The 20,302-nt window shown below is 68.4% G+C and carries 19 protein-coding genes and 2 pseudogenes; 5 read left to right on the top strand and 16 right to left on the bottom strand.

Going from position 1 to position 20,302, the window contains the following annotated elements:
* Positions 1–244: 244 nt before the first annotated feature.
* On the top strand, positions 245–1,003 hold the full coding sequence (locus ACLJO0_RS04595) for a (2Fe-2S)-binding protein (protein WP_410576969.1): 759 nt from the start codon (positions 245–247) through the stop codon (positions 1,001–1,003).
* On the opposite strand, the gene ACLJO0_RS04590 is transcribed toward ACLJO0_RS04595, so the two are convergent.
* Entirely contained in the window at positions 1,000–1,581 is a 582-nt protein-coding gene (locus tag ACLJO0_RS04590) for a TIGR03086 family metal-binding protein (RefSeq protein ID WP_410576678.1), read from the bottom strand. The two genes, ACLJO0_RS04595 and ACLJO0_RS04590, sit on opposite strands and share 4 nt — an antisense overlap.
* A gap of 66 nt (positions 1,582–1,647) precedes the next feature.
* Here ACLJO0_RS04590 and ACLJO0_RS04585 point away from each other — a divergent pair, with 66 nt between their 5' ends.
* Positions 1,648–2,487 carry a DUF6597 domain-containing transcriptional factor gene (locus tag ACLJO0_RS04585; RefSeq protein ID WP_410576677.1) on the top strand — a complete coding sequence of 280 codons (840 nt, stop codon included), beginning with the start codon at positions 1,648–1,650 and terminating at the stop codon, positions 2,485–2,487.
* A 6-nt stretch (positions 2,488–2,493) separates the two neighbouring features.
* On the opposite strand, the gene ACLJO0_RS04580 is transcribed toward ACLJO0_RS04585, so the two are convergent.
* Positions 2,494–2,847, bottom strand: coding sequence for a histone-like nucleoid-structuring protein Lsr2 (locus tag ACLJO0_RS04580; RefSeq protein WP_005165380.1), 354 nt, complete (start codon positions 2,845–2,847; stop codon positions 2,494–2,496).
* A 151-nt stretch (positions 2,848–2,998) separates the two neighbouring features.
* Entirely contained in the window at positions 2,999–4,510 is a 1,512-nt protein-coding gene (gene lysS / locus ACLJO0_RS04575; protein ID WP_125791210.1) for a lysine--tRNA ligase, read from the bottom strand.
* A 96-nt stretch (positions 4,511–4,606) separates the two neighbouring features.
* Between lysS and ACLJO0_RS04570 the strand changes: the two genes are divergently transcribed.
* Both ACLJO0_RS04570 and ACLJO0_RS04565 read left to right on the top strand, forming a co-directional pair.
* Positions 4,607–5,380, top strand: coding sequence for a methyltransferase domain-containing protein (locus tag ACLJO0_RS04570; RefSeq protein WP_410576676.1), 774 nt, complete (start codon positions 4,607–4,609; stop codon positions 5,378–5,380).
* Positions 5,377–6,138, top strand: a complete 762-nt coding sequence (locus ACLJO0_RS04565) for a class I SAM-dependent methyltransferase (protein WP_410576675.1) — start codon at positions 5,377–5,379, stop codon at positions 6,136–6,138. Before ACLJO0_RS04570 ends, ACLJO0_RS04565 begins: the two co-directional genes overlap by 4 nt.
* Before the next feature lie 97 nt (positions 6,139–6,235).
* Here the strand turns inward: ACLJO0_RS04565 and ACLJO0_RS04560 are convergent, their stop codons facing one another.
* The 7 genes from ACLJO0_RS04560 to ACLJO0_RS04530 all read right to left on the bottom strand — a co-directional run bounded on the left by ACLJO0_RS04560 (position 6,236) and on the right by ACLJO0_RS04530 (position 13,243).
* Positions 6,236–7,024 carry a type III pantothenate kinase gene (locus ACLJO0_RS04560; RefSeq protein WP_125786161.1) on the bottom strand — a complete coding sequence of 263 codons (789 nt, stop codon included), beginning with the start codon at positions 7,022–7,024 and terminating at the stop codon, positions 6,236–6,238.
* A 4-nt stretch (positions 7,025–7,028) separates the two neighbouring features.
* Positions 7,029–7,523, bottom strand: a complete 495-nt coding sequence (panD, locus tag ACLJO0_RS04555; protein WP_125683507.1) for an aspartate 1-decarboxylase — start codon at positions 7,521–7,523, stop codon at positions 7,029–7,031.
* Between the two features lie 12 nt (positions 7,524–7,535).
* Positions 7,536–8,444 carry a pantoate--beta-alanine ligase gene (gene panC, locus ACLJO0_RS04550; protein WP_410576674.1) on the bottom strand — a complete coding sequence of 303 codons (909 nt, stop codon included), beginning with the start codon at positions 8,442–8,444 and terminating at the stop codon, positions 7,536–7,538.
* Positions 8,441–9,367, bottom strand: coding sequence for a Rossmann-like and DUF2520 domain-containing protein (locus ACLJO0_RS04545; protein WP_410576968.1), 927 nt, complete (start codon positions 9,365–9,367; stop codon positions 8,441–8,443). Before ACLJO0_RS04545 ends, panC begins: the two co-directional genes overlap by 4 nt.
* Positions 9,368–9,501: 134 nt before the next feature.
* Positions 9,502–10,671 carry a PrsW family intramembrane metalloprotease gene (locus ACLJO0_RS04540; RefSeq protein WP_410576673.1) on the bottom strand — a complete coding sequence of 390 codons (1,170 nt, stop codon included), beginning with the start codon at positions 10,669–10,671 and terminating at the stop codon, positions 9,502–9,504.
* Between the two features lie 28 nt (positions 10,672–10,699).
* Positions 10,700–12,712 carry a DUF6779 domain-containing protein gene (locus ACLJO0_RS04535; protein WP_410576672.1) on the bottom strand — a complete coding sequence of 671 codons (2,013 nt, stop codon included), beginning with the start codon at positions 12,710–12,712 and terminating at the stop codon, positions 10,700–10,702.
* A gap of 69 nt (positions 12,713–12,781) precedes the next feature.
* Positions 12,782–13,243: a DUF3180 domain-containing protein gene (locus tag ACLJO0_RS04530; RefSeq protein WP_410576671.1), complete on the bottom strand. Its 462-nt coding sequence runs from the start codon at positions 13,241–13,243 to the stop codon at positions 12,782–12,784.
* Positions 13,244–13,303: 60 nt separating this feature from the next.
* On the opposite strand from ACLJO0_RS04530, the gene ACLJO0_RS04525 reads away from it, so the two are divergent.
* Positions 13,304–14,245: a MerR family transcriptional regulator gene (locus tag ACLJO0_RS04525; RefSeq protein WP_410576670.1), complete on the top strand. Its 942-nt coding sequence runs from the start codon at positions 13,304–13,306 to the stop codon at positions 14,243–14,245.
* Between the two features lie 312 nt (positions 14,246–14,557).
* On the opposite strand, the gene folK is transcribed toward ACLJO0_RS04525, so the two are convergent.
* The 6 genes and pseudogenes from folK to ftsH form a co-directional block, all read right to left on the bottom strand.
* Entirely contained in the window at positions 14,558–15,049 is a 492-nt protein-coding gene (gene folK, locus ACLJO0_RS04520; RefSeq protein WP_125791200.1) for a 2-amino-4-hydroxy-6-hydroxymethyldihydropteridine diphosphokinase, read from the bottom strand.
* A gap of 31 nt (positions 15,050–15,080) precedes the next feature.
* Positions 15,081–15,467 carry a dihydroneopterin aldolase gene (folB, locus tag ACLJO0_RS04515; protein ID WP_410576669.1) on the bottom strand — a complete coding sequence of 129 codons (387 nt, stop codon included), beginning with the start codon at positions 15,465–15,467 and terminating at the stop codon, positions 15,081–15,083.
* Positions 15,460–16,302 carry a dihydropteroate synthase gene (gene folP, locus ACLJO0_RS04510; protein WP_410576668.1) on the bottom strand — a complete coding sequence of 281 codons (843 nt, stop codon included), beginning with the start codon at positions 16,300–16,302 and terminating at the stop codon, positions 15,460–15,462. The genes folB and folP overlap by 8 nt, the downstream gene beginning before the upstream one ends.
* A pseudogene (folE, locus tag ACLJO0_RS04505) lies at positions 16,299–16,643 on the bottom strand (GTP cyclohydrolase I); the annotation flags it as partial. The gene folP and the pseudogene folE, both read right to left, overlap by 4 nt.
* Before the next feature lie 969 nt (positions 16,644–17,612).
* A pseudogene (locus tag ACLJO0_RS04500) lies at positions 17,613–17,885 on the bottom strand (GTP cyclohydrolase I); the annotation flags it as partial.
* Positions 17,854–20,271: an ATP-dependent zinc metalloprotease FtsH gene (ftsH, locus tag ACLJO0_RS04495; RefSeq protein ID WP_410576667.1), complete on the bottom strand. Its 2,418-nt coding sequence runs from the start codon at positions 20,269–20,271 to the stop codon at positions 17,854–17,856. The pseudogene ACLJO0_RS04500 and the gene ftsH, both read right to left, overlap by 32 nt.
* Positions 20,272–20,302: the final 31 nt, after the last annotated feature.

The following is a 20,302-nucleotide window of genomic DNA, read 5'->3' as shown; positions in this document are numbered from 1 at the left end:
GCTCTTTCATCTTCCGGTTGCCCTGCACCTTTACGTCAAGCACAACGTGCGGACACGCGTCCGGATTCCGCCGGACGGGCGTTGTCCGCTGAGCGCGAACACGGGTCCGCCGTGTGAATGGACACCCGTCCGGAGTACACGGATCACATGTAAGGTAAGGCGAACCTAATGACGGGAGGCCGGTGTGTCCCCACGCTACGCGCTCGCGTTCCCGGCGGACGGGCTCAGGGCCTCCCTCTCCAGGATGCCCGAGGACGCCCGGCTCCGCGGAGACGTGCCGGACGGGGAGCCGGACTGGGTCCGCTGCGACGATCTACTCGACGAGCCGGCCCGGCTCGTGCGCTGGCGGGAGCGGCTCACCGGCTGGCTGGCCGAGACGTATCCGGACGCGCCTGTGATCCCGGAGCGGACCCCGGCGAGCTGGATCCTGTCCTGGTATCTGCACGTCCCGGCCTTCGCCGGCGCGATGCTGCTGCACCACGAACGCCGCGTCCCCTCGCTGGCGCCGTCCGCGCTGGCGTTCCGGATCGGCGGCGACCGGCCGCATCCGGACTCGGTCGCCGTCCTCGGCGGCGGCTTCCACTGCCTGCCGACGGACCCGGGATCGGCACATCCCAGGGCAGTCGTCGCCCCGGACGAACGGACACTGGGCACCGTGCTGCGGGGCAGGTTCGTCGCCCACGCGAGCCTGTTCATCGACGTCTACGGGCCGATGACGAGGCTCGGGCGGCGGCAGCTGTGGGCGGCCGCCACGGACGCGCTCGACAACGCGCTGTGGTCGGCGGGACGGCTGGGCGGGACCCCGGAGGCCGAGGGCGCCGGGGTCGCGGACGCCGCACTGGTCCTCGAATCACGGTTCCCGCCGCTGACGTCGGCGTCGAAGCTGACGTCGGCTCCGGGAGCCGACGGCCGCCGCGAGTGGACGAGAAACCGCGAAAGCTGCTGTTTCTCCTATCTGCTGCCCGCGGAATCGGAATGCGGCGGCTGTCCGCGAATCCGTTAAGGGGTCCAGGCGGGATTCCGGCCCGTCGCGCCCAACGCGCGTTCGAACGTCGTCGCGCCTTCGGCGACGGCCACTTCGTCGCCGTACACCTTCATCGCCCGCGCCTGATCGCCGATCTCCAGCGCGATGGCGTACACGGCGTCGGCGACTTCGGGGAGAACGGTGAACTCCGCGCCGGTCGCCTTGGCGAGGTCCCAGGCGTGGAAGACGAACTCGTCCAGCACCATGTACCCGGCCATCGACGCGGGCATCGGGTTGCCGCCGAAGGTGGTCTGCCCCTGCCACGCCTCGGGCGTCCCGAAGACGTCCACGAGCCGCGCGGTCTGCTTCTCGATGTCACCGAGCCATCCGTCGCCGACGAGCCCCGCTTCCGCCTCACCGGAGGACACCTCGGGCGACGGCGCCTTGCGCCCGGCGGCTTCGAGCCAGGGGCCCCAGTAGAGAAGGTGGTTCAGCAGGGCGCGGACGTCGTATTCGGCGCACGGGGTGCGGGCGGCGAGGTCGGACTCGCCGATCCCGCGCAGGATTCCGGCGAATTCCGCGGCGGCGGGGGTGATCAGGGCAATGTGTTCGGGCATGGGGGCATGAGTTCACAGGAACCCGCGCACCGTCTTGAAGAAACGCGACAGGGTTAGGTTGAGGGGGTGAACGGGCACCGGATCCCGGCGGGGATCGTCAACGCGCGGCAGGCGAAGTTCAGCCTCGTGCGGTATCAGCCCGCGCCGGAGCTGCGCCCGTTCGTCGACCACCACTGGGTGCTGCGCTGGGATCTGAGCGGCCGTCCACCCCACGAACAGGTGGTACTGCCCAATCTCGCGGTGAACGTCACGTTCTTCCGCCACGCGGAAGGTGCGTTCGGTCCCGGGAAACGACCTTTCCGCCGCACCATCGCGGGCACCGACCACGGTATCGGTGTGCGATTCCGGCCGGGGGCTTTCCGGGCATTCCTCACCGGCCCGGTCACGATGATCTCCGGCGGTTCCGTTCCGCTCACCGATCTCTTCCCCGGCGCCGGAGGAGTGACGGAATCGGTACGGAATGCGACGAACGACTTCGAAATGGTCCGCCGGTGCGAGGAACTGCTCCTCGGAGGAGATCCCGTGCTCACCGCCGCGGCCAGGTCGGCCATCGAAGCGGTCGAAACAATCGCGGCCGATCCGGCCATTACCAGAGTCGGCGAGCTGTCAAGCCGAACGGGCCTGTCTCAGCGAAGCCTGCAACGCCTGTTCGCCGAACATGTCGGCGCCGCCCCCAAATGGGCGATTCAGGTGTACCGATTGAACGAGGCGGCGGCACGGATCGCCGCCGAGGATCGGCCGGACTACGCGGAACTGGCGTTCACGCTGGGCTATAGCGACCAAGCCCACTTCATCCGGGATTTCCGCTCCGTGACCGGATGGGCGCCCACCGAGTACGCCCGCTTGAACCATGTACAAGAACAAGAAAGCCGCCGGGAACAGTTTCCCGGCGGCGTTCGAGTCTGAAAGACCTCAGTTCTTCTTGTGGTAGGCCTCCACGACCTCGGACGGGATACGTCCACGGTCGGAAACCTGGAAGCCGTTCTTGCGAGCCCAGGCGCGAATGGCCTGGTTCTGCTCGCGGTCCACGGTCGCGGGGCGGGCGGCGGCCTTCACGCCGGCGACCGGACGAATGGCGGTGCGCTTACGGCCACCCGCGCGACGGGCGTGCTCCACATACTGGGCCAGCGCGTCACGAAGCTCTTCCGCGTTTTCCGCGGAAAGGTCGATCTGGTAGCTCACACCGTCCAAACCGAACTCGACGGTCTCTTCCGCCTCAGTGCCGTCGAGGTCGTCGACGAGAGAGACGAGCACCTTCTGTGCCATCTGTTTCCTCCTGCTGGGGGCTTACACGAATGATCTGGTACGGGGCATGCCCCGGACAGAAGACTTTGTCTAGCGACATTAATACCCGCTACCGAGACATAACGCAAATCTTGTTTACGAGAACGATCGAGGTATCTGTCACGCGGACGGGTTATTCGGGTCGGACGAGCGGGAAGAGGATGGTCTCCCGGATACCAAGGCCGGTCAGCGCCATCAGCAACCGGTCGATCCCCATTCCGACACCACCGCTCGGCGGCATTCCGTACTCCAGCGCACGGAGGAAATCCTCATCCAGGTTCATGGCCTCACTATCACCCTGCGCACCCAGCCGAGCCTGTTCCACCAGACGCTGACGCTCCACCACGGGATCGACGAGCTCGGAGTATCCGGTGGCCAGTTCGAATCCGCGCACGTACAGATCCCACTTCTCGGCCACCCCCGGCTTGCTGCGATGTTGCCTGGTCAGCGGGGATGTCTCGACCGGAAAATCACGGACAAAAGTGGGTTCGTGGAGATGATCTCCGACGAGATGTTCCCAAAGTTCTTCGACGAGTTTGCCGTGGCCTAACTTCGGGTCGAGCTCCAGCTCTCGCGCTTCGGCATAGGAACGCAGCTTGTCCGCCGATGTCTCGGGAGTGACCTCTTCCGACAACGCCCCGGACAGCGACTCGTACATTCCGAGCGTGGTCCACTCGCCGGAGAGGTCGTACTCCGAACCGTCGGCGAGAGTGACCACCTGAGTACCGAGAACGTTCTGCGCCGCCTCCTGGATGAGCTGGCGCGTCATCACCGCATTGGAGTCATAGGTCGCATACGCTTCGTAGTACTCGAGCATCGCGAACTCCGGCGAGTGGGACGAGTCGCTGCCCTCGTTCCGGAAGTTCCGGTTGATCTCGAAGACCTTCTCGATACCGCCGACCACGCAACGCTTGAGGTACAGCTCCGGTGCGATCCTCAAGTAGAGGTCGAGGTCGAAGGCATTCGAATGTGTGACGAATGGCCGCGCCGCCGCGCCGCCGTGCAGCGTTTGCAGCATCGGGGTCTCGACCTCGAGGAATCCGCGGCCGTGAAACGAGTCACGCAGGGAACGCAGCACACCGGCCCGGGTACGGACCACGTCCCGCGCCTTGGGACGCACGATCAGATCGACATAACGCTGCCGGATCCGCGTTTCCTCGGCCAGCTCTTTGTACATCACCGGCAGCGGGCGCAATGCTTTCGACGTGATCCGCCATGAGTCGGCCATCACGGAAAGCTCACCGCGCTTGGAGGTGATGACCTCGCCCTCGACGAATACGTGATCGCCGAGATCGACATCGGACTTCCACGCCGCGAGCGCGTCCGCGCCCACCTTCGCGAGGCTGATCATCGCCTGCAACTCGGTGCCGTCGCCTTCACGGAGACTCGCGAAACACAGTTTGCCGGTATTGCGCATGAACATGACCCGGCCGGTGACGCCGACGATCTCGCCGGTGGCGGTGTCGGCCGGAAGACCGGAATGCTTCTCGCGCACTTCGGCCAGCGAGTGCGTCCGGGGCACCTCGACCGGATACGGATCGATACCCTCCGCGATTATCCGGTCGCGCTTGTCCCGGCGCACCCGCATCTGTTCCGGCAGGTCTTCGTCGGGGCTCACGCCCTCGGATGCGGGGATTTCAGTCATGGCGCACAGCGTACGAACCCGCCGCTTCCCTACGCCAACCGGATTACCTTTTCCGAGTCCGGACCGGCCGGTTTTCTGTCCATTAACCTGGTTCGCGTGAACTCATCCACTCCCGGCATCGAAGCCGAACTGCACGCACGGCGCGCCGCCTCGTTCGGCGCGAAGGCCGCCGCCTATGCCGCCCATCGGCCCGACTATCCGGAAAAGGCACTGGCCTGGGGGCTGGCGGGCGCGAGCAGCGGCCCCAAGCAGGTCCTCGACCTGGGCGCGGGGACCGGCAAGCTCACCGGAGGGCTGCTCGCCCTCGGCCTCGCGGTCACCGCGGTCGAACCGGACGCGAAGATGCTCGAAGAGCTCACCAAGGCATTCCCGGCGGCGACCCCGCTCATCGGGACGGCCGAAAGCATCCCCTTGCCGGATGAATCCGTGGACGCCGTGGTCGTGGGCCAGGCCTTCCACTGGTTCGACCTCGACCGGGCCTACCCGGAGATGGCCAGGGTGCTGAAACCGGGCGGAGTCGTTGCCGCGCTGTGGAACCACGACGACGAGTCCGTCGGCTGGCTGGCCGAGTTGAACGCGCTGATCAAGACCTCGGCGAGCAGGCGCTGGCTGAGCGACTACGAATCGCTGCCGGACCACGAAGCCTTCGAACCGTTCGAGAAGGAGACCTTCGGCCACGAACAGCCAAGGACGGCGGAAAGCCTGGTGGAGACTCTCGCCACCCATTCGCACATCGTGGTGGTTCCGGCGGAGGAACGCGAAGCCAAACTTCGTACGGCGCGGGAATTCCTCGACCGGAACCCGGAAACCGCCTCGGGGGAATTCGACCTGCCGCTCACCACCATCGTCTTCCGGACGCGTAAACGATGACCGACTGGAAGGCCACGTTCACCACGACGTTCGGCGCGCCCGCGTCCGCGGTCTCGGCGGGGATCTGGGCCGAGGTCTACGGCGACGAGTATCCCGCCGAACTGGACACCTACAGCTTCGTGACCCGGACCGACCTGCGCGACATCGTGACCGGGGCGCGACTGGAACCCGGCGGGCGGCTGGCCGACATCGGCTGCGGGCGCGGCGGACCGGGCCTGTGGGTCGCCGCGCGCACCTACGCGACGCTCACCGGCGTCGACATCGCGGAGACGGCGCTGGCTTCGGCGCGGCGTCGCGCGGAGGCGATGGACGTCGAGGCGACCGACTTCCAGGTCGGCAGTTTCTCGGACACGGGGCTGGAGGACGCGTCGTTCGACGCGGTGATGAGCGTCGACGCGCTGCTGTTCGCGCCCGACAAGCAGCGCGCCTGCGAGGAGTTCGCGCGGATCCTCGTGCCAGGCGGGCGCCTGCTCGTCACGACCTGGGACTTCGACGGGCAGCCGGAGAACCGGCCACCGCAGGTGCCCGACCACCGGCCGCTGCTGGAAGCGGCCGGATTCGACGTCCATTCCTACGAGGAGACGGCGGACTGGCGGGCGCGGCAGCGGCGGACCGGGGAACTCTCGCTGGAGCGCGTGGCGGAACTGGCGGCGGAATCCGGCGCGGATCCGGCGAAACTGCGGGCGAGCATCGAGCTCGCGCTGCGAAACCAGGACCTGATGACGCGGCGGGTGCTGATCGTCGCCTCACGCCGGTGACCGAAGGCGTGACTCGCGTGATTGAAGGCGTAACTCGCGTGATTGGAGGCGTATCTCGCGTGAGTTACGTGTCTGATCACGTGAGTTACGGGTTTCGTCACGGGCGGGCGGAGGCGTGGTTGCGCTCGTAGACCAGCCGGAGGCCGAGCAGGGTGAGATCCGGCGCGTGCTCGGTGATCGTTTCGGACTCCTCGAGCACCAAGGGCGCGAGGCCGCCGGTCGCGATCACCGCGACCGGATCGGTCCCGCCGGGCGAGAGCTCGCGCTTGATCCGCTTCACCAGGCCGTCGACCTGGCCGGCGAAACCGTAGAGGATGCCGGATTGCAGGCATTCCACAGTGTTCTTCCCGATCACCGACCGCGGTGGCACCAGTTCCACCTTGCGCAGCGCCGCGGCCCGCGCGGCCAGCGCGTCGACCGAGATCTCGATGCCGGGCGCGAACGCGCCGCCGAGGAACTCGCCCTTGGCGGAGATGGCGTCCACATTGGTCGAAGTCCCGAAATCCACCACCACGCAAGCGGTGGACGGGTGCAGATGGTGCGCGGCCAGGGTGTTCACCAGCCTGTCCGCGCCCACCTCCTTGGGATTGTCGACCAGGAGCGGCACGCCGGTGCGCACCCCCGGCTCGATGACGATCTTCGGCAACCGCCCGTAGTAGCGCGAAAGCATGACGCGCAGCTCCCGCAGCACGGCGGGAACCGTGGACAGCGCGCTGATCCCGGTGATCGCGTCCGCGTGCGAGCCGAGGAGGCCGCGCATGGTCAACGCCAGTTCGTCGGCGGTCATCCGCGCGTCGGTGCGCATCCGCCAGTCGCCGATCAGCTCCTGTCCCGAGTACAGGCCGAGCACGATGTTGGTGTTGCCGACGTCGACCGTGAGCAGCAAGGGCTCAGCTTTCGGCGTGCAGCAGCGCGTCGAGACGGCGGGCGTCGGCGGTTTCGGCGACCGGGAAGGTCATCGTGTCGTCGTCGGCCAGCGTCACGGTTCCGCTCAACAGACCGGAACCCTCCGGCGCGTGACCGGGGTTGGCGCCCTTCTCGACGATCCGGTTGTCCGCGTCGACGAAGACGACCCGCGGCCGGAACGAGGCCGCCTCGGCGTTCTCCATCTGCGCGTACGAAATCAGGATCACCAGATCCCCGGGGTGCACCAGATGCGCCGCGGCGCCGTTGATGCCGAGCACCCCGCTGCCGCGTTCGCCAGCGATCACGTAGGTCTCGAGCCGCGCGCCATTGGTCACGTCCACAATGGACACCTGTTCACCCGGCAGCAGATCCGCCGCGTCCATCAGGTCCTCGTCGACGGTCACCGAACCGACGTAGTGGAGATCGGCCTGGGTGACCGTCGCCCTGTGGATCTTCGATTTCAGCATCGTGCGGTACATCGTGGACTCTCCTTATTCCCCTGCGTCCAGCGCGTGTTCCGGATGGTCGACGGCCGCGCCGAGCATCACCGGGACGTTGTCGATCAGCCGGGTACTCCCCACCCTGGCCGCGATCAGCAACCGCGCTTCACCGTCCGCGGGCGCGGGCCCGAGGTCGGTTCCCCTCAACTCCAGATAGTCGACCTCGACCGCGGGGCGCGCGGAGAGGGTCTGCCTGGCGGTCGCCAGCACGGCTTCCGCGCCGTCGCGTCCGACGAAGGCACCCGCGGTGAGTGCCGCCGACAACACGATCGCGTCCTCGCGCTGTTCCGGAGTCAGGTAGACGTTGCGCGAGGACAACGCCAGCCCGTCGCGTTCCCGGACCGTCGGCACCCCGATGACACGGGTGTCGAAGTTCAGGTCACGCACCATCTTCTTGATCAGCACCAGCTGCTGGTAGTCCTTCTCCCCGAAGAAGGCGTAGTCCGGCCGCACGATGTTGAACAGTTTCGCCACCACGGTCAGCACGCCGGCGAAATGCCCCGGCCGCACCGCGCCTTCCAGCTCGTCGCCGAGCGCGCCGGGATGCACCGTGACGGTGGCCCCGTCGGGATACAGATCCGACGCCTTGGGCAGGAAGCCCAGCTCGACGCCGTCCTCCTTCAGCACTTCGAGGTCCTTGTCCAGCGGACGCGGGTACGCCTCGAAGTCCTCGCCCTCCCCGAACTGCAGGGGATTCACGAAGATCGACGTCGCGACGACCGTGTTCGGCAGCCGCTTCGCCCGGCGGATCAGCTCGCGGTGCCCCGCGTGCAGGGCGCCCATCGTGGGCACCAGCGCGACCTTGCGGCCGACGCCGTGCAGGGCACGCGTCACCTTGCTGACCTGCTCGGGCGGCTGGAAGGTGTGCAGCGTGCCTCGGGCGAATTTCGGTGTGGTCACTGGTTTTGCTGCCCTTCGGCGGGATCTGCGGGATCACTCAGGAGTTCGGTGAGCTCGGCGGCGGCCGAGGCATCCAGTAACCCGGCTGCGTCGCCGCGCGCCAGCGTGCGCCTGGCCAGCGCGCGATAGCTCGGGGCGACGTCGGGGCCACGTTCGGCCAGCACCGCGAGATGCTTACGCACGGTGCCGAGGTCACCACGGGCCACCGGCCCGGTCAGCGCCCGGTCCCCGTGTCGGAGAACATTATCCAACGCCGCCGACAACAACGGAGCCACCAGGCGTTCGGGCTGGGCGATTCCCGCCTCCCGCAACAATTCCGCGCAATCGGCGACCAGGGTCATCAGGTGGTTCGCGCCGTGTGCCAACGCCGCGTGATAGAGCGCTCGCGCTTCGTCAGGGACCCGGACGGGCTCCGCGCCCATCTCCACGGTCAGCGCCTCACCGACGTTCCATGCCGCTTCGTCACCCTCTGTGGCTGTGACGCCGATGCTGCACGCGGCCAGCCTGTCGAGGTCTTCGGCACGGCCGGTGAAGGTCATCACGGGGTGCAGGGCCAGCGGCAGCGCCCCGGCCTCGGCGGCGGGCGCGAGGACGTCGATGCTGTGTGCCCCGGAGGTGTGCACGACGATCTGGCCGGGCCGCAGGGAGCCGGTGGCGACGAGACCGCGCACCATCCCCGCGAGCGCGTCGTCCGGCAGGGCCAGCAGGACGAGGTCGGCGCGGCGGGCGACCTCGTCGGGAGGCAGGAGGGGTACGTCGGGGAGCAGTTGCTCCGCCCGGCGAACCGAAGCGTTGGAAAGGCCCGAAGCGGCGACGACGGTGTGGCCGGCCCTGGAGAGCGCGGCACCGACGACACTACCGACCCGGCCCGCGGAAACGACGCCGACGGCCAGTCGAGCGGGCCTCATCATGGCGTGCGCCAGTGGACGCTCATGGGCGAAAACTCCTCAACTCGTTCCAGTCCCGCTCGGTGGGCGCGGGTACCAGACGACGGCGCGAGGGTAACCCTCCGGCCGTGTCTGAACCGACCCTCGTGACCAGCTTCACCTGACAGTGGTCACCCGCGTGGCGCGCCGTCGGCCAGCCGCACGGCCTCGGCGCGCGACGTCTTGAGCATCCGGAGCAGCTCACGCTGCCGCTGTTTGGCCTCGTCGGTGAGCTTCCGGCCACGCCGCAGGAACGCGAGCTCGGTCACGCTGGCCTGGTAGCGGCCGACGGCCTTCGCCGCCTCCCGCCCCGACTGCTTCCGCGCCTGTTTCCGCCACGACCGCCGTCCGGACAGGCTGGCCAGCAACGGCACCTCGGACGGCGCGATCCAGCGCGCGTCGACCATCAGCGGCAAGGCGGCCGCGACGATCCGCTGCTCGCGGCGCCGCTGCATGACCACCACCGAGAAGACCCCGATGAACAGCGGCACCATGATCAGGAAGTAGACGTTCAGGAAGGTCTTGGCGCCGCCGAGCAGCGCGGCGCCGTTCCACAGCGCGTGCAGCAGCACCGCGACGACGTAACCGCCGATCGGCGCCAGGATCCGCAGCGAGCGCACCTTGCTGCTCGCGGCGATGCCGAGCCCGATCCCGGTCATGACGGCGAACAGCGGATGGGTGAATGGCGAAAGCACGCCTCGGAGGAAGAACGCCGCGAGCACGCCGGCGCTCGTGCCGTCACCGAAGCCGTGCTCGGCGAAGGCGCGGCCGAAGTAATAGATGTTCTCGGTGAACGCGAACCCAGCCGCGGTGAAGCCGGCGTAGACGATGCCGTCCACGACGCCGTCGAACTCGATCGGGCGGCGCCACCACAGCAGCAGGATGAAGGCGGCCTTCGCGGCTTCCTCGACCAACGGCGCGGAGACCAGTCCGCTGATCTTGCTTCCGACGCCGGTGCCGAGCAGCAGGTCACCGACGGCCTCAGCGCCGCTGTTGAGCAGCAGCGCGATGATCGTCGCGACGCAAGCGCCCCAGACGAAGGACAGCAGCAGGAGCTTCGGCGGTTCCGGTTCCCAGCGGTCGACCCACAGGAAGGCCGTGACCACCACGCCGACCGGGACCAGCGCCGCGAGCACACCGATCGTCACCGCGGGCAACCCGACCTTCTCGGTCACCGTGCCGAACACGAACAGCCCGCACAGGGCGACGGCGATCAGCCCGAGCACCGGCAGCAGCACGGTGATCGACCGAGACCGGCGTGGCCGGTCGAGACCGGGCGCCGGGGAGGAAGGCTCGCTCACAGCGGGTCACCCTACCGTCGGTATGCGGTCAGTCCTCGGCGCGCCGCCTGCGCCGCGGGGTGGACTCGTTCGCGCCGTTCGCCGCGAGCAGGTCCATCACCGATCGGCCGGAGGCGTGGGAACCGGCGGCGGGCGTCTCCGGACGGCTGTGCGACGACCCGTTGCGGGACGGCGCCTCCTCGTCCGGCTTCGCCCGCCTGCCGCCGTGACGGCCGCCGGAGGACTCGGAGCTCTGCCAAGCCGGGGGCTCGCCCTCCGGGCGACGGCGACGGCCACCACCGGTGGGCTCCGGAACGTTCGGGGCCGGGGTGAGCGAGACCGAGGAGTCCTCCGCCGCCCGGCGACGGCGTCCGCCACCGTTCTGCGTCATGCGGACCTCTTCGGGCAGCGTCGGGTTGACCGCGGGCGGCTCCTCGGCGCCACCGCCGTGCCTCGACGGCGCCTCGGCGGCCGGACGGCGCACCGGTTCGGGCTCCGGCTGCCGCACGGGCTCCGCCCGGCGAGGCGGCTCGGACACGACCGGGATCGACATGGGAATCGACAGCGGGGTCGGCGGCTCCGGATCACGACGCGGTTCGGGGCGCGGCTGGGACGCCGACGGCTGGGGCTGCTGCGGTTTCGGCGGCGTGGGGCGCAGCCGGTCCTGGAAGTCGTCCTTCCTGGGGAACGCCGCGCTCAGGTCGGACACCGGGCGCTCCTGCGTCCACGACGGCTTCCACTCGCCGGTGGCCTCCATCGGCTCCTGCGCGGCGGGTTTGTTCGCGGGCGGCGGCGTGCCACCGGCCGGGTGGGACCGTTCGACCGGCTTCATCCCGGGACGGGTCAGGCCGAGCTCGCGGTTCGGCCGCGGACGGTCCGGCTCGACCCGCTTGACCGGCTTCGCCTGCGCGGCGGGCTTCACCGGCGGCGTCTCCTTGCGGGTCTGCTCGTCCGGACGCGGCGCGGGCGGCCGCTGCACGGTGCCGGCGTCGAGCCGCTGCTGCAACGAAGGCTGCTGCGGACGGCGAGGCGGTTCGTTGCGCTGGGGCTCCGGGCGCTGCGGTTCCGGACGCTGGGGCTGCCGGGCGATGGCGGGCATCGACGGCTGCGAGACCTCGGCGCGGGAGACGCCTGGCATGGACGGACGCGACACCTCCGCGGGTGTCACCGGCGGCGGGGTCTTGCGCTGGGGTTCTGGACGCTGGGGCTGCGAAACCTCGGCGGGCGACATGCCGGGGTTGGACATCTCGAGCCGCTCGCGGCGGGCGGCTTCGGCGGCGAGCGCCTCGGCCGCCTTCGAAGCGCGGGCGTCCGCCTTGCGCATGCTGCGGCGAGTGGATTCGTCGACCGGCTTCGGCCGCTGGACCTGATTGCTCTGGCCGTAGCCGCCTGCGCCGTTGACCTGGCCGTTCGACGGCTTGCGACGGGCGGCGGGCGGCGTGCCCGCCCGCGCGGAGGCGGGTTCGAGGACGCGGTCGATCATCTCGGTCGGGCGGTCGCGCTCACGCTCGTCGACGTCGATGGTGGTGCTCTTGGCGGGCATCAGCTGGGGTTTGCCGTTGCCGTTCTCGGATCCGGCGCTCATCAGCTGCTTGTTGTCGAGGGACCGCATCCGGGTGGCCTGCGCGGTGAGCGCGACGCGTTCGAGGAGAACCTCGCCGCCGCCGAAGAGCGACTGGAGGCTTTCACGCAGGGCGGTCACCTCGGCTCTGAGCGCTTCGAGCTCGTCATGGGAGCGGTTCTCGGCGACCTGCCTGCTCTCCGCTTCGATCTCCAGCTCGAACTCGCGGCGGGCGGCGATCTCGCGTTCCAGCTCAAGCTCGTAGACGGCCTGCGCCTCGGCGACGGCGTCCTCGCTCTGTGACACGTGCTTGCGGTAGCGGACCGCCAGGAACGCACCGATCAAGGCGGCCCACAGCGCCGCGACGATGCCCAGCCGCAAGTAGCGGAGGTCGTCGGAAAGCACCAATGCGAGAGTCGCGCCGACGGCGAGAACCAAGCCGACGACAAGCCACGGCCTACCCGCAAGGCGGCCGCGCGAGTCGTCACCCACCCCGGTCATGCCCAACACCGTACCTTCTAGTAATCCGAACGAGACCTAGTCGGTACTTCGAGCGGTGGCTCTCGAGCGTTAACCGGTCGGCTCGGGATCGCGGTCCCGATCACCGCCCTCGGGGGTCCGGCAGCAGTGTTCGAGCCACAAAGCCGCAGCTACCAGGGCCACCGAGCTGACGATCCCGACCGTCGCCGAACGGAGGTCACCGCCCGCCGCGAGGAGTTCGTCACGTCGCGGAAAAAGATACGCGAAAGCCGCCAGCCAGACCCCCGTCATGGCGGATCCGGCGAGCGACGAGGCCTTCGCGAGGGCCACCGATCGGGCGACGGAGATCGCGGCGAGCACGCGGCCCTCCTTGATCCGCGAACGGATGATGAAGGCGAGCACGACCTCGCAGAGCGCGAGGACGAGCAACGTGATTCCGGCGAAGAGCGGAAGCGCGGGGATCGATCCGTAGGCGACCTGGAAGACCAGATAGGCCAGGACCAGACCCAGTAGGCCGGCCACCGCCAGCTCGCGTGGCCGGGTGAAGTGCATGGAACAACGCTACCTGGCAGGCTTGACTCTCCACCAACTGGAGAGTCGACGATGAAGCATATGGGCACCGCAGCGGTTTTCACCATCGGGGAGCTGGCCAAACGGACCGGCCTGCCGGTGAAGACCATCCGCTTCTACTCCGACGAAGGACTCCTGCCACCGACCGACCGCACCGACGCCGGCTACCGCCTCTACGACGCCACCGCGATGGCGCGCCTGGAGCTGGTCCGGACGCTGCGGGAACTCGGGCTGGGCCTCGCGGACGTAGAGCGGGCGCTGACCAGGGAAGCGACCATCGGGGACCTCGCGGTCCAGCACGTCGCCGCCCTGGACGAGCAGATCCGGCGGCTGGAACTGCGCCGCGCGGTCCTGCGAGCGGTGGCCAAACGGGACTCACCACTGGAGGAGGTCGAACTGATGAACAAACTCGCGTCGATGGCGGACGAAGACCGCAAACGTTTGCTCGACGAGTTCTGGGCGGACATGGTCGAAGGACTCGAACTGGACCCGCAGTTCTACGAGCGGATGCGCTCGGCGAAACCGGAACTGCCCGACGACCCGACGCCCGAGCAGCTGGAGGCCTGGATCGAGTTCGCCGAACTCGTCCAGGACGAGGAGTTCCGCGCGTCGATCCGCCGGATGAGCGAGTGGCACTCGAAGCTCCGGAAGGAGGACGGAGCGGACTTCGGCGAGAAGCAGCAGCAGCTCTGGATCGCGTGGAGCGCGAAGGCGACCGAAGCGCTCGAAGCCGGCCTCGCGCCTGATTCGGCCGAGGGCCGCGAACTGGCGGAGACGATCTTCACGCAGTCTTCGCGGAACGGCCGTGACCCGGCCGACCCCGCCTGGCGGAAGCGGCTGACCGACGGGATGGCGATCAGCTCCGACCCGCGCGCCGAGCGGTACTGGCACCTGCTGGGGAAGATGAACGGCTGGCCGTCGTTCCCCTCGCAGATGCGGGAGGCCGAGTGGATCATCGCCGCCCTGCGCTCCGCGTTGGGATAGCCCGCAATTCGTCATCTGGTTGCGGTGGTTCGTGTTGCCAACTTCCGCAACCAGATGACGAATTGCGGAGGCGGGCGGCGACCGTGTGGGTTTCTGGTCATCCAACGCCACAAAATCCACACGGTCCCCGCACCACCGGCCCGGTCACGACCGAGAGGTGACCGAACGTGAGGGGTGTGTGGATATAGGGACACTCAACGTCCCTATATCCACACACCCCTCCGCCCGAGGCGCGTTTCGTCACCTGCTTGCGATGGTCGGCATCGCGAACTATCGCAAGTAGGTGACGAATTGCGGAGGGGGACGGGCGGGTCAGGCGAGGGTGAGCGACGTCAGTCGGACGGAGTCGCGGTCCGAAGCGGGGCGGGCGGCGAGGAGGTCGGCGACGGGACCGTGGCCGGGGAGCACCGCGCCGGGCTCGATCTCCAGCCAGGGGATCAGCACGCTCGCGCGCTCCGGCGTGCCGGGATGCGGAAGCAGCAACTGGGGGTCGTCGGAGCGCACCCCGTCCACGGTCACTATGTCGACATCCAGCGTGCGCGGACCCCAGCGGAGTTCGCGCACGCGTTCCGCCGCCTGCTCGGCGGCCTGCCCGGTGCGCAGCCAGTCCCAATGGTCACGCGCCGGGTCGTCGACCAGGACGACGGCGTTGAGGAAGTCCGGCTGGTCCTCGACGCCCCACGCCTTGGTCTCGTAAACACTCGAAACGGCGACGACCGCCGGCCGCACGGCGTCGACGGCGGACTGAAGGAACGCGAGCCGGTCCCCCAGGTTGGAACCGAGCGAAAGCAGCGCGCGGCTCATCGTTCGCGTCGTCTCTGTGAGTGCGCGCCGGTCATGACAACCGCCGGGAAGACTCCGGCGCGTTTTCGCGTCGTACCGTGACGGCGACGTCGTCGAAGTTCAGCGGGATCGGCGCGGACGGTTTGTGCACCGTCACCTCGACGGCGCTCAGCCGCTCGTCGCGCAGCACCTCGTCGGCGATCTTCCCGGCGACACTCTCGATGAGGTCGTACGGCTCGCCCGCCACGATCCCGGCGGCGAGTTCCGCGAGTTCGCCGTAGTGCAGCGTCTTGGTCAGATCGTCGGAGGCGGCGGCCGGGCCGAGGTCCAGCCACACCACGATGTCGACGACGAACTCCTGCCCGTCCCGCTTCTCGTGGTCGAAGACCCCGTGCCTGCCGAAGACCCTCAATCCGGTCAACGTGATCCGGTCAGACAACAGGACTCCCCTTCCGCCAAGCCGCCGCGACGGTCACGGCGTCGATGCTCGCGCCGACCTCGTGCACCCGCACTCCCCAGGCACCGGCCGCCGCGGCGAGCGCGGACACGGCCGCGGTCGCGTTCTCGCGGCCGTCCGGCGGAGCGGGCTTTCCGTCCTTTCCGGACAAAAGGCGCCCGAGGAACCGTTTGCGCGAGGCGCCGACGAGAACCGGGAAACCCAGTGACAGAAAGGAATCCAGCCTGTTCAGCAGCGCCCAGTCGTGTTCGGCGTTCTTTGCGAACCCGAGCCCGGGGTCGAGCACGATCGCACTCTGGTCGACGCCCGCGGCGACCGCTTCGTCCACTCGGGACAGCAGTTCGGCGCGCACGTCCGCGACGACGTCCTCATAGGACGCCAGCGCGTTCATGTCCTTGCTGTGCCCACGCCAGTGCATCAGGACATACGGGACACCGGTCTCGGCGGCGACCTTCGCCATGTTCGGATCGGCCAGCCCGCCGGAGACGTCGTTGATGACGGACGCGCCCGCCTCGACCGCGGCGAGGGCGACCTCGGCCCGCGTGGTGTCCACGGACATCGCGACACCATCGGCGGCGAGTGCGCGGATCACCGGCATGATCCGGGAAATCTCGGTCTCGGCGTCCACTCGGGACGCTCCCGGCCGCGTCGACTCCCCGCCGACGTCGATCAGATCCGCCCCGCGCGCCCACATCTCGTGCGCGTGCTCCAGCGCCTGCTCGACGCCGAGGTAACGGCCACCGTCCGAAAAGGAATCCGGGGTGACGTTCAGAATCCCCATCACCGCGCACCGGCCGGGCCGGGGCAGGGCGGTCATCGACGGCCCTTGATCAGATCCAGCGCCTCCGACCGCGAGGACGCCGAAGTCTGCAGCAGCCCGCGCACGGCGGACGTCGTCGTCCTGGCGCCGGGTTTGCGGATGCCGCGCATGGCCATGCAGAGATGTTCGGCCTCGACCACAACGATCGCGCCGCGGGGTTCGAGTTTGCGCATGAGCGCGTCGGCGACCTGGGAGGTGAGGCGTTCCTGGACCTGCGGGCGCTTGGCGTAGAGGTCGACGAGGCGGGCCAGTTTGGACAGGCCGGTGACCTTGCCGTGGCTGTTCGGGATGTAGCCGACGTGGGCGACACCGTGGATGGGCACGAGGTGGTGTTCACAGTTATGCGTCAGGTGCCCGGCGATCAGGAAGGTCGGGTGGGGCTCGCATTTGAAGCTGTACACCGTGTAAGGCTTGGTCCCCGCGGCCTTCATCGGCCGGACGGACTCGACCTCGACGTACTCCGACTCGATGAGATCGGTCGTGTAGTCATCCTGTGGGAAGCCGTGTCGCCGGAACCAGCTGTCAGCGACCCACAGCTGCGAAGTGGCCTTAAGGCTCGGCGAGAAGCGAGCGCCGATGACAGTGGCCAAGTCCTCCAGGAAGTGAACGTTCGCGCTCGTGATCCGGCGCCCTGATCTACCGGGATCGTCACAGCCGTCTCCGTCCACGTACCCGTCGAGAAATCCGTTGAAGGTGCTCAAGTCGTTGAGCACGACCATCGGGAAGCGCTGCCGCTGGTGATGGGCGTCGCCGCCGACGTACTGCCGCATGAGATCCGCGAGGAACGATGAGACGACTCGTACTCGAAAGCCCGGCGCTTCACGTCCGAGGTAACCCGACGGCCGCGAAACCGGCTCGAGTTTCGCCTCGATCCCGAAGGCCCGGTAAAGCGACTCGGCGTACTTCTTCGCGAAGTCGCGGTCGTTCACCACAAGAGACACGTAGCGCTCGGCGACCGTCCCGTCCGAGCAGGTCGCGCCGATGACATAGCCGAAGTCGTATCCGAACTTCGGCTTCCAGCGATCCCGGCAAAGCTTGCGCGCGTGGGTCCACTCGATGAAGGAACCCTCGACATCCTTGGCCTCCATCCATCCCTTGGGCGTCGCCAGGGGATGGTCAGGAGTGACCTTGAAGCTTCCACTCGCAGTCGTGACCTCGACAAGCTCGCGAGTCTGGTGCGAGCTGATCTCGGTCACTGTGGTCTCTTCGACCTTGCCGCCGGAGAGGGTCCACAGCTTGTCGCCGACTTCGACCTTCGCGGCTTGCTTAGTGCCATCGACAGCATTCACAGTCTGCCTACTGGGCACACAGGTGCTGAACATCGGGATGTCCGTCACGAGCACGAGTTCTTCGTGTGCCTCGTCGAACGTGCGGTCCAGGACGTGGTCCGGCTCGGTGTAGAGCCCGGCGAACATTTCCCGGTAAGCGCGAGCGACCCGGGCCGGGGTCTCAAGGAGACCGTCCCGGTCCGGGTCCTCACCACAGGCGAGCAGGAGTTCGCGTACGGCTTTCTCGGCCCGGTCCTGGTCGAAGACCGGGCTTGCGCCGTTATCGCTTGGTGTCGTCCTGTCCGTCGTCACGCCGTTGCTGTCCTTCGTCCTGCTGACCGCCGGGCTGGTCAGCGAACCAGCCGTCGCGCGGGCGGTCTTCGGCGGGACGCCAGGGCTGGTTCGGCTGGCCGCCCGGCTGCGTGGCCGGGGTCCATCCGGGAGGAGCCCCGTAGTTCGGCGGGCCGCCAACGGGCCCACCCTGGTAACCGCCTGCCGGACCACCCGGCTGCTGCCCACCATATGCCTGGGGCCAGTGACCGGTGCCGTTCGGCCCACCGTTGGGGCGACCACCGTTGGGGTAGGCGCCCGGCGGCGGCGGGGCGTACGGGTTCGCGTTCGGGTCCGGCGGCGGAGCGGGCTGCGTGTACGGCGGGCCACCGGGAAGGTCGCCGCCGCCCTGCGCGGTGCCGACCGGGGTCGGCGCCGGCTGCAGCACCGGCTGCTCCTTCTTCTCCTCCGGCGGCGGCCACGGCTCGCCGCGCTCCATCGCCAGCTCGCCGGGGGTCTTGATCGGCGGCTTGTCGGACGGCTTGCGGTCGCCGAACTCGTTGAAGATGGTGATGTGCGGGCGCTTCTCGACGGTCGCGAAGATCCGCTCGAGGTCCTTGCGGGTCAGCGTCTCCTTTTCGAGGAGCTCGATGACCAGCTCGTCCAGCACGTCACGGTAGGTGCTCAGCACGTGCCACGCCTCGGTGTGCGCGGTCTCGATGAGCTTGCGCACCTCCTCGTCGATCTCGTGCGCGACTTCCAGCGAGTAGTCCGCCTGGCGGCCTGCCGAGCGGCCGAGGAACGGGTCGCCCTGCTCCTGGCCGTACTTGACCGCGCCGAGCCGGGCGCTCATGCCGTATTCGGTGACCATCGCGCGGGCGATCTTGGTCGCCTGCTCGATGTCGGAGGAGGCACCGGTGGTGGGCTCGTGGAAGACGAGCTCCTCCGCCGTCCGGCCGCCCATCGCGAAGACCAGGCGCCCGAGCATTTCCGAACGGGTCATCAGCTCCTTGTCGTCCTCCGGGACGAGCAGGGCGTGACCGCCGGTGCGCCCGCGCGGCAGGATCGTCAGCTTGTAGACCGGTTCGATGTCCGGCATCGCCCACGCGGCGAGCGCGTGCCCGCCCTCGTGGTAGGCCGTGATCTTCTTCTCCTTCTCGGAGATGATCCGGCTCTTGCGGGCGGGGCCGCCGACGACGCGGTCGACCGACTCCTCCAGCGCGGCGTCGGTGATCACGTGCCCGTTCTCGCGGGCGGTGAGCAGCGCGGCCTCGTTGAGCACGTTCGCGAGGTCGGCGCCGGACATGCCGACGGTCCGCTTCGCGAGACCGCTCAGGTCGGTGCCCTGCGCGATCGGCTTGCCCTTGGCGTGCACCTCGAGGATCGCCTTGCGGCCGCGCATGTCCGGCGCGGACACCGGGATCTGGCGGTCGAAGCGGCCGGGACGCAGGAGCGCCGGGTCGAGGATGTCGGGACGGTTGGTCGCGGCGATCAGGATGATGCCGCCGCGTGCGTCGAAGCCGTCCATCTCGACGAGGAGCTGGTTCAGCGTCTGCTCACGTTCGTCGTGGCCACCGCCGAGGCCGGCGCCGCGCTGGCGGCCGACCGCGTCGATCTCGTCGACGAAGATGATGCAGGGCGCGTTCTGCTTGGCCTGCTCGAACAGGTCGCGGACGCGGGACGCGCCGACACCGACGAACATCTCGACGAAGTCCGAACCGGAGATCGTGTAGAACGGCACGCCGGCCTCACCGGCGACGGCTCGCGCGAGCAGCGTCTTACCGGTACCGGGCGGCCCGTAGAGCAGCACGCCCTTGGGGATCTTCGCGCCGAGCGCCTGGTAGCGCGCCGGGTTCTGCAGGAAGTCCTTGATCTCGTACAGCTCTTCGACGGCCTCGTCGGCGCCCGCGACGTCCCCGAAGGTCGTCTTGGGCATGTCCTTGTTGAGCTGCTTGGCCTTCGACTTGCCGAAGTTGAGGACGCGGTTCCCGCCGCCTTGGGCGTTGTTCATCATCCACATCAGCAGGCCGAGCACCAGCGCCAACGGGATGGCGAAGATCAGGATCTGGGTGAGGACGTTCTGCTGGGTGACCTTGGTGGTGAACTTGACCGGGTTGTCACCGCTCTTCAGGCCGATGAGCTGGCCGTAGATGGTGCCCGCGACGTTCGCCGGGTACTGCGCGATGATCTGGTCGACCTGCTGGCCTTCGACCTCGATCTTCTTGTTCAGCAGCAGCTTGATCTGCTGCTCCTTGTCCTCTTGCGAGGCTTCCTTGACGTTGTTCGTGGTGATCTGCTGGTTCGCGATCGAGATCGGCACCTGGGTATAGCCACGATCACTGTCGAAGATCGTGTTGTATGCGAGAAACGCCAGTACCGCCGCGAGAATCCAGAGCACTGGGTTCTTGAGCACGCTCTTCCGGTTCATACGACTCGGCCCTGGTGGCCTCGACCCTTCC

Origin of the sequence: Amycolatopsis sp. lyj-108 (genome assembly GCF_046549005.1) — a bacterium.
In the GTDB taxonomy this organism is placed as follows: domain Bacteria; phylum Actinomycetota; class Actinomycetes; order Mycobacteriales; family Pseudonocardiaceae; genus Amycolatopsis.
This window is presented reverse-complemented; position numbering and strand designations above follow the sequence as displayed.